This is a genomic window from Bradyrhizobium lablabi (assembly GCF_001440475.1).
In the GTDB taxonomy this organism is placed as follows: domain Bacteria; phylum Pseudomonadota; class Alphaproteobacteria; order Rhizobiales; family Xanthobacteraceae; genus Bradyrhizobium; species Bradyrhizobium lablabi.
The window spans coordinates 43,351-57,531 of the sequence record NZ_LLYB01000068.1; the positions used below are offsets into that span (position 1 = coordinate 43,351).

Sequence of the window (14,181 nt, forward strand, 5' to 3'; positions counted from 1 at the left end):
GGAATCTGATCGCGCAAGCGGCGGCGCAAAACGATGACGACTTATACGGTTCAGGTGCTGAATTCTTCGGGCTTTGCCAAGAGCTACGTGCTGTTCATGGAGCCGCCGCAGGTGACCGGCGGGGGCGGCAAGACCGTCGTCTATAGCAATGCCTGGGTCACCTTCGACGGCATTCTGCCCAACGGCATCGATGCCATTACCTACCCGGATTCGACATTCGCTTATTGGGCAACCTCCGTCATGCCCGTCGCCGCGGGAGCGACGATGGGCCGAAGCGGCTTCGCCGCGGTCGACGTCGCGCAGCAGGACAGTGTGCCCTTCATCGGCGCGGTCCCGACCGGTTTCGGAACGGTGACGCCGGGCGGCGCGCTCGCGGGGGCTTACCGGATCATCGCCTCGAGCGACTTTACTGCGTCCAATGGATATCTGTTTGGGCTTGCGCTGACCGGCGATGTACCCGGCGTCCCCTCGCCGGTTGCCACCTTCACGGCAGAACCCAACGACACGTTCAATGTCGTGCCGGTGACTACCAAATGCTACGTTAGCGAAGGAGCTGCAACGAAAGGCCAGATCATCAACTACGCCAAGGCTTCCGCCAAGCCAGGCACCGTCGATTTTGCCGGCAGGGCGCAAACCAGCGCCATCGTGACACAAGGCGCGAACGGGCTCTTTACCACGCAATACTATTGAGATCGCCGCTGTCAGGTCATGCTGCCGGGCAGGAAGCAGCGGATCGAAATCCCGAGCGTCTCCCTGATCGGCCAGACCATTGTCCTGCCGGCGCGATTCGGCACGGTGATGACCGCATCGTCGGGGACATCGATCCATTGGCCATCGAGCCGGACGCGGTAATGACCGTCCTTCGATTCCCAATCGACGTCGGAAACGACGGCGCCATCGGCGTCCGAACAGCATGGCCCCTTTCCGCTTCTGAGGCTGTCGAACCAGGATTTGAGCGGGGAATTGGCGTAGCGGCCATCATCACGGGCCATTGCGCTTCCGGCGAAAACAGCGGCTGAGGCGATCAGCGCTACGGCGGCTCCAGGAAATTTCATGCGGCCCATCTCCGCAACAACCTCTTCCACCGGAATTACAAACCTGTGGGCGGGCCGAAGTTCCCTTGCAGCGAGACCAAATCTAGCTGCCGGCCTGCGCGATCCACTCGCTTGCCTGCACCCCGCGTGACCAGGACGGCCGGGCCCGAGGCGCTGGTCTTGTACACCAGTGCCTCGCCTTCGCGGATATCGGCAAACTCCTTGCCGAAGGCATCGGCCACGTTGGTCTTGTGCGTCACCGCCAGATTGTTGACGCCAGCTTTCGGCGCCACGTTGACGAGATCGCGCACGGCGCGTCCCACCTTGGCGTTCTTGCCGTCGGGGTTAGCCATCGCCGACGAACTGCCGGCGCCGCTGTCGGTCAATTCATCCACCGCAGCCACGTCCTTGCGGCCGATCAGCTTGCCGGTCTCCACCGCACGGTTGAGCCGGCTGGTGTAGACTTCGCCGACCGGCACGCCCAGCTTGGCAAGCGCAGCCCCGAGATCGCGCGCCATGGCGCGGCCGTTCTCGCTCAGCTGCCGCTGCGCGCTCATGTCGTCGAACTTCAGGGGGTAGACGTCCTTCTGGCTGTCGTCGGTGGCGCCGTGGCGAAACACGATCACATAGCCGCCGCCCTTCAGCGACGACACCAGACTATCCAGATCCGCCGCATAACCTGGCGGCGACGTCAGCAGAAAAATGATCAAACACGAAAAAATGGACGCAAGCCTGTTCACGGAAGCCTCCGTTGAAAAAGCGTGGCCCCAAACCGGACTTAACCCGAAAATTTCATCAACCGCCTCGGCGTGGGTTCCACTACCAGCGATTGAGCAAAGATATCAGGAAGACGCCGGTTGTGTGACGGATAAGTTCAACCGGGTTCAATCCGTCAGCATTGCGCCGACATCGGCCTCGGCGACGACGCTGCCATTCACCTTGGCGTCGCCGTGAAACCACCACATCGCCTTGCGGCGGCCGATCGAGCGCATGTGATACTCGATGGTGTCGCCCGGCATCACCGGCTTGCGGAACTTGCACTTGTCGATAGTCAGGAAGTAGACCGCCCGCGGCTTCTCGGTGCCCTCGACCGATTTGATGCCGATGACGCCGGCGGTCTGCGCCATGGCCTCGATCATCATCACGCCGGGATAGACCGGACGCTCGGGGAAATGGCCGAGGAACGGCGGCTCGTTGAAGGTGACGTTCTTGATGCCGATGCCGCTGTAATCGGTCCGGATCTTGATCACCCGGTCGATCAGCAGCATTGGATAGCGGTGCGGGAGCGTCTTGAGGATCTCGTTGATATCCACGAGCTCGAACCTGACCGGTGCTTCCTCCATCACTCCTTCCCCTCGCCCTTTGGATGGGCTGTGCCATCGCGCGCCAGGCGTTCAAGCGCCAGCGTCTCCCGGAACCATTGCCTGGTCGGCCGAGCCAGATGACCGCCCCAACGCTCGTTGGCGGGAATGTCGTCCTTCACTGCGCTCATGGCCGCGATCTGTGCCCCATCGCCGATTTTAATGTGGTTGTTCAGCCCCGCTTTGGCGCCGATCGCCACGTTATCTCCGATCGTCAGGCTGCCCGCGAGCCCGATCTGGGCCGCGAGCAGGCAGTGCCTGCCGATGGTCACATTGTGGCCGATCTGGACCTGATTGTCGATTTTGGTGCCGTCGCCGATCACCGTATCCCGCAGGCTGCCGCGGTCGATAGTGGTGCTGGCGCCGATCTCGACATCGTTCTGGATCAGGACGCGGCCGGTCTGAGGCACCTTGAGGTGCCCCTCGGGGCCGAAGAAGATGAAGCCGTAGCCGTCCTGGCCGATGCTGCAGCCGGGATGGATCAGGACGTTGTTGCCGATCAGCGCGAACTGGATCGAAGTCCGCGCGCCGACATTGCAGTCGCGGCCGATCTTGACGTCGGCGCCGATCACCGCGCCGGCGCCGATCACGGTACCCGTGCCGATCTCGACCCGCGGGCCGATCACCGCCAGCGGATCGACGATGACGCCGTCCTCGAGATGGGCGGACGGGTCGATGATCGCTGACGGCGCGATGCCGTCGATGTCGAACCAGGATTGCGGACGAAGCGCGTCGGCGTGCCATTCGCGCGCCAGCTTCACGAAGGCGCGGAACGGCTGGGCCGCCCGCAGCACCGCCACATGGGCCGGCACCTGGGCTTCGAAACGCGGGCTGACCAGGCAGGCGCCGGCCTTGGTCGCCTTGAGCTGATCGGCGTATTTGAGGTTGTCGAAGAACGCCAGATGCATGGGACCGGCTTCGTCTAGCGAAGCGAGGCCTCTGATCACATGACCGCCCCGCGCGGGGTCGACCAATGCCGCCCCCGTTGACGCGGCCAGCTCGGCCAGCGTCGAGGAAGGAGGTTGCTTGAAGAATATCGGCTGCGCCATTCCATCCGCCGCAGTCCGGCCGGCCTTCACACTGGAGTGCCGGCTCCGAAGAAATGGAGCCGACCTCTCCTCTTTTTCCCTGGTGCTCTCGTCTCCCGGACCTTACGTCCGGTCGCTTCAAGACACCTTAGAACGATGTGCCGCCGCCAAACTTGAATTGCTGCACGCGGTCAAACTGACCCTTCGTAAGCGGAACCGCATAGTCGAAGCGCAGCGGACCGAACGGCGAGGCCCAGATGATGCCGACACCCACCGAGCTACGGACCACGTTGCCGTCGTCATACTGCAGTCCCAAGCACGTTCCCGCATTGGCATTCGGGGATTGCGTCGGCTTGATACAGCCGGGCACGTTGACCTCACCCGTTGCCGCCCACGACGTCGGCCCCTTGTAGTCCCAAAGTCCGCCGGCGTCGGCATAGACCGAGCCCTTGAGCCCGACTTCCTTCGGCAGGAACCAGAACGGCATCTGCAGTTCGAACGAAGCGCCCCAGTACTTGGTGCCGCCCAGCGCGTCACGCGTGCCGAATGGGTTGAGATCGCGCGGACCGATGCCGTTCGGCGCAAAACCACGAACGAGGTTCGGGCCCATCTGGAAGTGATCGAGCATGCGCAGTTCGCTGCCGCCGAACTGGTTCAGCATGCCACCCTGGAGGTGGATCAGGCCGACGATATCGGCAACCAGCGGGGTGTAGTACTTCGCGTCGATCGCGGACTTGATGTACCTGACGTCGCCGCCGAGGCCAGCGAAGTCCTGTTTCCAGTCGATCAGCAAGCCGTCGGTCGGGTTCTTGTTGTTGTCCAGCGTATTGTAGTTCAGCGAATAGCCGACCGCCGACGTCAGCGCCTTGCCGCTCTGCAACTCCTTGCGAATCGGCAGCGAAGCTTCGCCGTCGCTGTAGCACCACAGGCCGGCACCGGAAGTGTCAGTGGCGGTCTGCCCGTTCTCCGTGATCGATCCGCCGTTGGGGACGTTGAACAGATTCGCATAGGCCGGCGACGGGTTGAACGCGAGCAGCGAGTTGGACGAGTTGTTGTTACAGTTGGCCAGCGTGTTCGGCAGCTGGATTTGCTGCTGGTAGACCGAGTAGCGCAACTGCAGCGCCAGGTCTTCACGCAGGGTGAAGCCGAGCCGCGGGCTGAAGCCGAGCGTCTTGGTGCCGTAGGCGATGTAGCTGTTGGCCAATTGCTCGCGATAGAACAGGTCGAGGCCGAGCGCGACGCGATAGTCGAACAGGTAGGGATCGACGAACGACAGCGAACCGCCGCGCGCGTACTGGCCATAGGTCACGGCTGCCTTCGCATACAGGCCGCGACCGAGGAAGTTGCGCTCGGAAATGCTGACTTCGGCCAGCGCACCGTCCGTGGTCGAGTAGCCGCCCGACACCGAGAAGTCGCCGGTCGATTTCTCTTCCAGATCGACGACCAGGATCACGCGGTCGGTCGACGAGCCGGGCTCGGTCAGGATCTTCACGGCCTTGAAGAAGTCGAGGTTCTTCAGCCGGCGCTCGGCACGGTCGACCAGCGCGCGGTTGTAGGCATCGCCTTCGGACAGGTCGAACTCGCGACGGATCACGTAATCGCGGGTTCGGGTGTTGCCGCGGATATTGATGCGCTCGATATAGGTTCGCGGGCCTTCATCGACCGCGAACACGATCGAAACGGTGTGCGCTTCGAAATTGCGATCGCCGCGCGGGCGCACCACGGCGAAGGCGTAGCCGCGCCGCGAGGCCTCGATCTGCATTTCTTCGACGGATTTCTCGAGCGCCTCGGCATTGTAGACCGAGCCGACGGTGACGCGCGAGAAGCTGCGCATCGAGGCGGCATCGAGGGTTGGAATAGAGGTCTGGAAGTCGACGGAGGCAACGCGATATTGCTGCCCTTCCTCGATCTTGAAGGTGACGAGGAAGCCCTTCTTGTCGGGATCGTACTCGGTCAGCGCGGCGATCACCTGCACGTCGGCGTAACCGTTCTTGAGATAGAAGCGGCGAATCAGGTCGCGGTCGGCCTCGACCCGGTCCGGATCGTAGACGTCGGCGCCGCCGAGGAAGCTCAGCAGGTTCGATTCGCGGGTCTTGATGACGTCCTTCAGGCGATAGGACGAATAGGCGACGTTGCCGACGAACTCGATCGACCTGACGCCGGTCTTGGTGCCCTCGGTGATCGTGAAGATCAGGTCGACGCGGTTGTTCGGCTGCTCGATGATTTCAGGCGTCACGCGGACATCGTAGCGGCCGGAGCGCCGGTAGATTTCAGCGATGCGCTGGGCATCCGACTGAACCATCGGGCGCGAGAACGTGCCGCGCGGCTTGGACTGGATTTCAGCCGAGAGCTGCTCGTCCTTGACCTTCTTGTTGCCTTCGAAGGCGATGCGCCCGATGACGGCGTTTTCGACCACGGTCACGACCAGCCGGCCGCCGACCTGGTTGATTCGCACGTCCTGGAACAGGCCGGTCTCGATCAGCGCCTTCAGGCCGTCGTCGATCTGGGCCTGCCCGAGGCGGCCGCCGGGACCCGGCTTGAAATAGGAACGGATGGTCTCGACTTCGACACGCCGGTTCCCCTCAACGGCGATCGACGCCACGGTCTGGGCCGCAGCCGGCACAGACACCAGCGCACCCCCCAACGGCGCGGCAACCATGATCAGAGCGGCCAGCAAGCCCCCCCGCACTCGCATTCCCAACATCATGCGCAACGCGCCCTCGTCATTCCTATGCCGGCCCGTACCCCTACGAACCGGCAGATTCCCAAGTTGCATTGCTTGTAGCTAATTTCGACAGGGGGGCAAACCAGACTTCACGCGGCAATTCCAATTTCATTCCAAGGCGTTGCCAATGGGCAACGCCACAAAAAAGCCGCTACTAGGATCTCCCGAACAGCCCCTTCAGCCACGGGACCTGATGGAAGTCGTTATAAAAGGCGAACACCATCAGCATCAGCACGAGAATAAGCCCCACGCGGAACCCATATTCCTGCGACTTTTCAGACAGTGGACGCCCTCGCAGCACTTCGGCCGTGTAGAACAAAAGGTGGCCGCCATCCAGCAAGGGAACCGGGAACAGGTTCAGCAGTCCGATTGAAATGGACAGCACTGCCGCCAAGTGCAGCAAGGGAATCAGCCCCAGCGTGGCCACCTGCCCTGAAATCTGCGCGATCCGAATCGGTCCGCCGATCTGGTCCGCACTGGCCCGGCCGGTGAAGATGTTGCCGATATAGGAGAGCGTCTGCTCGATAACGAACCAGGTTTCCTTGATTCCGAGCCAGAGCGCGGTCGCCGGATCCACCTTCTCGGTCGTCACTTCGCCCGGCGAGGTTGCGCGGGTGATGCCGAGAATCCCGAGCCGCTGCGTGTTTCCGAACGGATCCTTCACTTCACGCAGTTCCGGCGTGCCCTTCAATTGCAGCGTGGAATCACCGCGCTTGACCGTGAAGGTCAGGGTGTCGCCGGCGCGCACGCTGACCAGCCGCTGCATGTCGGAGAAGCTGCCGACCTTTTTGCCGTCGATGGCGGTGACGATGTCGCCGACCTGGAAGCCCGCCCGCTCGGCGGCGCTCGAGGCCTCGATCTTGTCGACGCGCGCCGTCGTGCTCGGCTTGCCGAAGAAGGTGAACAGACAGGTGAAGATGACGATTGCGAGAATGAAATTCGCGATCGGACCGGCGGCAACGATGGCTGCGCGGGCGCCGACCTTCTTGTGATGAAAGCTGCCAGCCCGCTCTTCGTCGCTCATGCGGGCAAGCGTTTCGGCCGAAGCCGGCGTCGAGGCTTCCGATTCGTCGCCGAAGAACTTCACATAGCCGCCGAGCGGGATCGCGGAGATCTTCCAGCGGGTGCCATGGCGATCATTGAACCCGGCGAGTTCCGGCCCGAAGCCGAGCGAGAACGTCAACACCTTCACGCCCGCCCAGCGGGCGACCAGAAAGTGGCCGAGTTCGTGGAAGAACACGACGATGGTCAGGACAAACAAAAAGGGGATGATGTAGCCGACGAGCCCATGGCCCAACGTGTTGAAACTATTTAGAAAAAACTCAATCATCAGGTTCCCCTCGACAAGAGCCAAAGGCTCCGTCCCCAACCCTCTAGGATGCCTTTAAGGCAATTTGAGGCAATAGGGAGGCGGCTCTATTTCGCGCGTTATGGTCAACGGTGATCGCGTCGTCAGCCGAGCTCAAAGGCGCAAGGTTCCCGGCGCGAATCCAGTCATTAATGGTGGCCTCGACGAGGCGCGCGATCGACCCGAACTTGATCTTTCCGGCAATGAATGCCGCCACCGCCACCTCGTTGGCGGCATTGAATACCGTGGTCGCGCCACGCCCCGTACGTAACGCCTCGTAGGCCAGCCGCAAGCCCGGGAACCGCTCAAAATCCGGCGCCTCGAAGGTGAGCTGACCGATTTTCGCCAGATCGAGCCTCGCCGACGGGCCAACGATTCGCTCGGGCCATCCAAGGCAATGCGCAATCGGGATGCGCATATCCGGCGCGCCAAGTTGCGCAACCACAGAGCGATCGGAGAATTCGACCATGCCGTGGATGATCGACTGCGGATGCACGAGAACATCGATCTCGTCGGCCGAGAGCGCAAAGAGATAGGAGGCTTCGATGACTTCGAGGCCCTTGTTCATCATCGAGGCCGAATCGATCGTGATCTTCTGACCCATGCTCCAGTTCGGATGCTTCAGCGCCTGCTCCAGCGTCGCCTGCTCGATGTCGGCCGGCGCCCAGGTGCGGAACGGGCCGCCGGATGCGGTGATGATCACGCGCACCAGCTCTTCGCGGTTACCGGAAGAGAGCGCCTGAAACAGCGCGTTGTGCTCGGAATCCGCCGGCAGAATACAGGCGCCGGCTTTTGCCGCGCGCTGCATGAAGAAGTCGCCGGCACACACCAGGCATTCCTTGTTCGCCAATGCGACGGCTGCGCCGCGATCGACCGCGGCGAGCGCCGGCTTCAGCCCGGCCGCGCCGCTTACCGCCGCCATCACCCAATCGGCGGGACGCGCGGCGGCCTCGATAACAGCGCTTTCGCCGGCGCCGCATTCGATGTTCGTGCCGGCCAGCGCGTCCTTTAGTTCGCCGAGGCGGGCCGGATCGGCGATTGCAGCGAATCGTGCGTCGAATTCCTTTGCGAGTTTGGCCAGCGCTTCGACATTGGAATTCGCGGTCAGCGCCTCGACCTGGTAGCGGTCGCGTGCGCCGCGCAGCAAGTCCATGGTGCTGTCGCCGATCGAACCGGTGGCGCCCAGTACCGTGACGGTACGTGCGGCGGCCAACGCGGCCTTGTTGTTACGCAATGGAACTGCGCTCATCCTATCACCAAACCATAAGACCGCGGCCGACGCCATCGGCGCCGCCCCGCAGAAAGCCGAAAAGTGCCGCCAGGACGACGGCTGCGACAAATCCGTCCAGGCGATCCATTAGTCCGCCGTGGCCGGGAATAATGTGACTTGAGTCCTTTACGCCAAAACGCCGCTTCACGGCGGATTCGAAGAGATCGCCAAGCTGCGAAGCGACCGAGAGGCCAGCGGCAAGCATCAATAGCGGCCCCATTCTGCCCGCATCGAACACGGCAAAGGCGATTGCCACGACGAGGCTGGCGGCAAAACCGCCGATGGCGCCCGCCCAGGTCTTTTTCGGGCTGACGCGCGGCCAGAGTTTCGGCCCGCCAATGCCGCGGCCCGCGAAATAGCCGCCGCTGTCGGTGACCCACACGATCAGCAGCACGAACATCAGGGCGGCAAAGCCCTTCACGGGATCGAGACGCACCAGCACCGAGGCGATCTCGGCCGCCGCCGCGTACAAAAATCCGGCCGCCGCCCAGTTTCGCCGCTCCGGCGCGATCGCCACGACCGCGATGAAACCGGCTGCCAGCACCATCAACGCGGCATCGAGCGGGCCAAACGCAAAGCAAAGTCCGGCAATCGCAAGCGCCGCCACGCCCGGCACGATCACACGCATCACGCCGGCGAGACCAACGATTGCCAGCCATTCCACGAACAGGCCGATCGCCGCCAGCGTTACCAGCGCGGCCCACAGAAAACCGCCCGCATAGGCGATGGCGACCGCAAGCGGGATCAGCACCGCAGCGGCGGCGATGCGCATCACGAGATTGCGCTGGTCGGTTCGGCTTGCTGCCGCCGGCGCGGCCTCGGGCTCGGTCACGATCCGGTTTTCGCGGCCAGACCGCCGAAACGGCGTTCCCGTCTGGCATATTCGGCAATGGCGCTTTCAAGCGCGGCCTTGTCGAAATCCGGCCAGTGGATCGGCACGAACACGAGCTCGCTGTAGGCCGCCTGCCACATCAGGAAGTTCGACAACCGCAACTCGCCGCTGGTGCGAATGATCAGGTCGGGATCGGGAATGTCGGGCGCATCGAGATAGCGGCCGAGCGTGTCGGCGTCGATCGATGCCGGATCGCGCTTGCCCTCGGCCACTTCGCGCGCCAGCCGTTGCGCGGCGCCGGCGATCTCCTGGCGCGATCCGTAGTTGAACGCGACGACCAGATTGAGCTTGGTGTTGGCCCGCGTCAGTTCCTCGGCCTCGTTCAACAGCGTGCAGATGTCGGGCTCCAGCCCTTCCCGCTCGCCGATCACTCGCACACGCACGCCGTCGCTGTGCAGCGTCGCCAGATCGTTGCGGATGAAGCGGCGCAGCAGTCCGAACAGGTCGCCGATCTCGGTCGCCGGCCGCGACCAGTTTTCGGAGCTGAACGAAAAGATCGTCAGATAGAGCACGCCGAGTTCATGGGCAGCGCGAACCACGCGGCGCAGCGCCTCGACGCCGCGGCGGTGGCCTTCGGCGCGCGGCAAGCCGCGCGCTGCCGCCCAGCGCCCATTTCCGTCCATGATGATCGCCACATGCAACGGGACGGATCGGTCAGATCCTTCCGTAGCGGGGGCGGCGGCGTTCGGCATCATCAATATTCCAGGACCAGTCTCAACTCTTCAAACATTGCCCTCAAACGGTGAGGATTTCCTTTTCCTTCGCCGCCAGCAACTGATCGATTTCAGCAATCATTCCGTCGGTCGCCTTCTGCACATCGTTGGCGAGCCGCTCCTGATCGTCCTCGGAAATCTCGTGATTCTTCTCGAGCTTCTTGACGATATCGAGCCCGTCGCGACGAACATGGCGAACAGCGACCTTGGCAGCTTCGGCGTATTTATGCGCGACCTTCACCAGTTCCTTGCGCCGCTCCTCATTGAGCTCGGGAATCCGCAGGCGCAGCACCTGCCCTTCGGTCGCCGGCGACAGGCCAAGATTGGAATCAACGATGGCCTTTTCGACGGCTTTCACCATCGACTTGTCCCATACCTGCACGGAGAGCAGGCGCGGCTCGGGCACGCTGACGGTCGCAAGCTGGTTGAGCGGCATGTGCGAGCCGTAAGCCTCGACCTGCACCGGCTCCAGCATGGACGCCGCCGCGCGGCCGGTCCGCAAGCCGCCCAGCTCGTGCTTGAGCGACTGGGTAGCGCCTTGCATGCGGCGCTTCAATTCGTTGATGTCAAAACCGGGCGTGGCCATAACACTCTCCCCTCCTTGGAAACCAGCCGCCGGCCTCAAAAGCTGGCGGTTCGAAGCAGCACCGGCCTGTCAGCCAGCAACCACCGTGCCGTGGCCGGTCCCGCGCAGGATCGCGCCGATCGAACCCGGCTCGGCGATCGAGAATACGATGATAGGCAGTGACGTCTCGCGGGCAAGCGCGAATGCGGTCGCATCCATCACCTTGTAGTCGCCGGCAATGGCCTGCGAATGCGTCAAACGGTCAAAACGCTTGGCCGACGGGTCTTTTTTGGGGTCGGCGCTGTAAACACCGTCGACATTGGTCGCTTTGAGCACCGCCTGCGCCCCGATCTCGGCCGCCCGCAGCACGGCCGTGGTGTCGGTGGTGAAGAACGGATTGCCGGTTCCGCCGCCGAGCAGCACGATTCGTCCTTCCGCGAGGTATTTGTGCGCTGCACTGCGGGTGAACAGCTCGGAAATCTCGGGCATCACGAACGCCGAGAGCGTCCGCGCCGGCGCGCCCTTGCGCTCGATGGCGGCTTCAAGCGCCAGGCAGTTCATCATGGTGGCGAGCATGCCCATGGTATCGCCGGTCGGACGCGACACGCCGCGCGAGGAGACCTCCACGCCGCGCACGATGTTGCCGCCGCCGATCACGACGGCCACCTCGACGCCGAGCTTGTGGGCCGCGATCAGGTCGTCGGCGATGCGGTCAACGGTGGGCTGGTCGATGCCGAAGGACTGGCTGCCTGCGAGATACTCGCCCGAGAGCTTGATCACGACGCGACGATAGACCGGCTCAGCCATGATGCAATCGCTCTCCTTGCAACGAAAGTCGCGGCTTATGCGACCGCTTCGGGATCTCCAGGCTTCTTTTGTCCGCTGGCCGCCGCGACTTCGGCTGCGAAATCGGATTCCTGCTTTTCGATTCCCTCGCCGAGAGCATAGCGCACAAATCCGGCAATCTTCACCGGCGCGCCGACCTTGCCTTCAGATTCCTTGACCGCCTGCGCGACCGACTTGCCGGTGTCGTGGATGAACGCCTGCTCCAGCAGGCAGACTTCCTTGTAGTAGGTCTTCAGGCCGGACTCGACGATCTTCTCGATCACGTTGTCGGGCTTGCCCTGCTGACGGTACTTGTCGGCCAGCACGTCCTTTTCGCGCTTGACGATCTCGGGGTCGAGGCCGGACGGATCCAGCGCCTGCGGATTGGTCGCGGCGACGTGCATCGCGAGCTGGCGGCCGAGAGTTGCGAGTTCATCGGTCTTGCCGGTGGACTCCAGCGCGACCAGCACGCCCATCTTGCCGGCGCCATCGATCACGGCGCCATGGACGTAGCTCGAGACCACGCCCTTGCCGACTTCAAGCGAAGCCGCACGGCGCAGCGACATGTTCTCGCCGATGGTGGCGATCGCGTCCGAAATCGCGGTCTCGACGGTGACGTCGCCGACCTTGGCCGCCTTGATCTTCTCGACGTCGGCGCCGTTGTGGAGCGCGACCTGCGCAATCATCTTGACGAGGCCCTGGAACTGCTCGTTGCGACCGACGAAATCGGTCTCGGAATTGACCTCGACCACGACGCCCTTGGGGCCCGAGGTGACGGCGCCGATCAGGCCTTCGGCCGCAACGCGGCCGGCCTTCTTCGCAGCCTTCGACAGGCCCTTCTTGCGCAGCCAGTCCTGGGCCGCGGTGATGTCACCGCTGGTTTCGGTGAGCGCTGCCTTACAGTCCATCATGCCTGCGCCGGTCGACTCGCGCAGTTCCTTGACCATCGCCGCAGTGATCGTTGCCATCGTCGAACATCCTTCTTGCCTGTGAGCTGCGGGGCGCGGCGCGCGCTTTGCGCCGGACCGCGGTCAGCTACAGGGAATGCCGTAATCTGGGGAGCAGAACCGGTGGCCGGAAGACCCGGCCACGCGGCGCAGCAATTATTCGGCTTCCGCGGTCAGCGTCTTGGCCTGGGCGACCCAGGCGTCAGCGCGGCTCGGAAGACCAACCTCTTCACCGATCTTGTGCGCGGTGTCGTGATCGAGCTCGGCGAGCTGCCAGTAATGGAAGATGCCGAGATCGTTGAGCTTCTTCTCGATGGTACCAGACACGCCGGTGAGCTTCTTGAGGTTGTCGGCGGTGCCGCGCGGACCGGCCAGACCCTGGAAGCCGGCCGGCTGCGGAGCTGCCGGAACTTCTTCGCGAACCGGCTGAACCGCGGCGCCGATGTCGATGCCGGAATCGCCCTGCGCGCGCGAAATGCCGTCGATGGCGGCACGGGCGATCAGGTCGCAATACAGCGAGATGGCGCGGCCGGCGTCGTCATTGCCCGGCACCACGAAGGTGATGCCCTTGGGGTCGGAATTGGTATCGACGATCGCGGCAACGGGAATGTTGAGCCGCTGCGCTTCCTGGATCGCGATGTCTTCCTTGTTGGTGTCGATCACAAAGATCATGTCGGGAAGCCCGCCCATGTCCTTGATGCCGCCGAGCGAGCGGTCGAGCTTGTCGCGCTCGCGCTGCAGCGTCAGCCGCTCCTTCTTGGTGTAGGAGTTGGCTTCGCCCGACGAAAGCACCTCATCGAGGTGACGCAGGCGCTTGATCGAGCCCGAGATCGTCTTCCAGTTGGTCAGCGTGCCGCCGAGCCAGCGCGAGTTGACGAAGTACTGCGCCGAGCGCTTCGCGGCTTCGGCAACGCCGTCCTGCGCCTGGCGCTTGGTGCCGACGAACAGGATGCGGCCGCCCTTGGCAACGGTGTCGGACACCGCCTGCAGCGCACGATGCAGCATCGGCACGGTCTGGGCGAGGTCGATGATGTGGATGTTGTTGCGGGCACCGAAAATGTAATCCGCCATCTTCGGATTCCAGCGGTGCGATTGGTGGCCAAAGTGCACGCCAGCTTCGAGGAGCTGACGCATAGAGAAATCGGGTAGCGCCATAGTGATAGTTCTCCGGTTGGTTCCTCCGGAAACGTGTGAGCAAACGAGCCTGACTGGCCCGGTTGCCACCGGACGGCCTTTGAGAGCCATGTTTCCGTGTGAGATGGCGCGCTATATAGCCGGATTCCAGCCAGAAGCAAGGAAATACGGCCGGATTTTCGGTCTTTCAGCCCTGCGATTCAGGGCCGCTCTGGGCCAGATCCGGGGATCTGGCCCGTTAACGATCAGCATCGAGCCCCCGGCGGGCACCTTCTCGCCGCGGCCGCCGGAGCCGGCGCCGGGCGTGGTGGGGGTGCAGCCATCCGCGGCGGCGGCGCG

At 63.4% G+C, this 14,181-nt stretch carries 15 protein-coding genes; 1 reads left to right on the forward strand and 14 read right to left on the reverse strand.

The genetic code is table 11. The features are described 5' to 3' along the window. The first annotated feature begins 33 nt into the window (after window positions 1-33). On the forward strand, window positions 34-690 hold the full coding sequence (locus tag CQ14_RS17120) for a hypothetical protein (RefSeq protein WP_057859037.1): 657 nt from the start codon (window positions 34-36) through the stop codon (window positions 688-690). An 11-nt stretch (window positions 691-701) separates the two neighbouring features. On the opposite strand, the gene CQ14_RS17125 is transcribed toward CQ14_RS17120, so the two are convergent. The 14 genes from CQ14_RS17125 to CQ14_RS45290 all read right to left on the reverse strand — a co-directional run. Next, on the reverse strand, window positions 702-1,055 hold the full coding sequence (locus CQ14_RS17125; RefSeq protein WP_245320382.1) for a hypothetical protein: 354 nt from the start codon (window positions 1,053-1,055) through the stop codon (window positions 702-704). A gap of 35 nt (window positions 1,056-1,090) precedes the next feature. Continuing rightward, window positions 1,091-1,687 carry a histidine phosphatase family protein gene (locus CQ14_RS17130; protein ID WP_245320383.1) on the reverse strand — a complete coding sequence of 199 codons (597 nt, stop codon included), beginning with the start codon at window positions 1,685-1,687 and terminating at the stop codon, window positions 1,091-1,093. 231 nt (window positions 1,688-1,918) lie between these two features. After that, complete coding sequence (fabZ, locus tag CQ14_RS17135) at window positions 1,919-2,377, reverse strand: 3-hydroxyacyl-ACP dehydratase FabZ (protein ID WP_057859038.1); 459 nt, start codon at window positions 2,375-2,377, stop codon at window positions 1,919-1,921. Further along, the gene (gene lpxD, locus CQ14_RS17140; RefSeq protein WP_057859039.1) at window positions 2,377-3,444 is read right to left on the reverse strand and encodes a UDP-3-O-(3-hydroxymyristoyl)glucosamine N-acyltransferase; all 1,068 of its coding nucleotides are present in this window, start codon (window positions 3,442-3,444) and stop codon (window positions 2,377-2,379) included. The genes fabZ and lpxD overlap by 1 nt, the downstream gene beginning before the upstream one ends. A 127-nt stretch (window positions 3,445-3,571) precedes the next feature. Further along, window positions 3,572-6,130: an outer membrane protein assembly factor BamA gene (gene bamA / locus CQ14_RS17145; protein ID WP_057859040.1), complete on the reverse strand. Its 2,559-nt coding sequence runs from the start codon at window positions 6,128-6,130 to the stop codon at window positions 3,572-3,574. Window positions 6,131-6,302: 172 nt separating this feature from the next. After that, window positions 6,303-7,478 (reverse strand): RIP metalloprotease RseP, encoded by a 1,176-nt coding sequence (gene rseP / locus CQ14_RS17150; protein WP_057859041.1) that lies wholly within the window; start codon window positions 7,476-7,478, stop codon window positions 6,303-6,305. A gap of 43 nt (window positions 7,479-7,521) precedes the next feature. Further along, window positions 7,522-8,745 (reverse strand): 1-deoxy-D-xylulose-5-phosphate reductoisomerase, encoded by a 1,224-nt coding sequence (gene dxr / locus CQ14_RS17155; RefSeq protein ID WP_057859042.1) that lies wholly within the window; start codon window positions 8,743-8,745, stop codon window positions 7,522-7,524. A gap of 4 nt (window positions 8,746-8,749) precedes the next feature. Next, window positions 8,750-9,598: a phosphatidate cytidylyltransferase gene (locus CQ14_RS17160; protein WP_057859043.1), complete on the reverse strand. Its 849-nt coding sequence runs from the start codon at window positions 9,596-9,598 to the stop codon at window positions 8,750-8,752. Further along, on the reverse strand, window positions 9,595-10,350 hold the full coding sequence (locus tag CQ14_RS17165) for an isoprenyl transferase (protein WP_057859049.1): 756 nt from the start codon (window positions 10,348-10,350) through the stop codon (window positions 9,595-9,597). The genes CQ14_RS17160 and CQ14_RS17165 overlap by 4 nt, the downstream gene beginning before the upstream one ends. 43 nt (window positions 10,351-10,393) lie before the next feature. Beyond that, window positions 10,394-10,957, reverse strand: a complete 564-nt coding sequence (frr, locus tag CQ14_RS17170) for a ribosome recycling factor (protein WP_057859044.1) — start codon at window positions 10,955-10,957, stop codon at window positions 10,394-10,396. A gap of 69 nt (window positions 10,958-11,026) precedes the next feature. Continuing rightward, window positions 11,027-11,743 carry a UMP kinase gene (gene pyrH, locus CQ14_RS17175; protein WP_057859045.1) on the reverse strand — a complete coding sequence of 239 codons (717 nt, stop codon included), beginning with the start codon at window positions 11,741-11,743 and terminating at the stop codon, window positions 11,027-11,029. Window positions 11,744-11,778: 35 nt separating this feature from the next. Continuing rightward, window positions 11,779-12,729 (reverse strand): translation elongation factor Ts, encoded by a 951-nt coding sequence (tsf, locus tag CQ14_RS17180; protein WP_057859046.1) that lies wholly within the window; start codon window positions 12,727-12,729, stop codon window positions 11,779-11,781. Between the two features lie 135 nt (window positions 12,730-12,864). Beyond that, a complete protein-coding gene (locus CQ14_RS17185) occupies window positions 12,865-13,863 on the reverse strand; it encodes a 30S ribosomal protein S2 (protein ID WP_057835910.1) in 999 nt (332 codons plus the stop codon). Between the two features lie 111 nt (window positions 13,864-13,974). After that, window positions 13,975-14,181, reverse strand: a 207-nt coding sequence (locus CQ14_RS45290; protein ID WP_210183162.1) for a hypothetical protein, incomplete at its 5' end; no start/stop codon positions are given.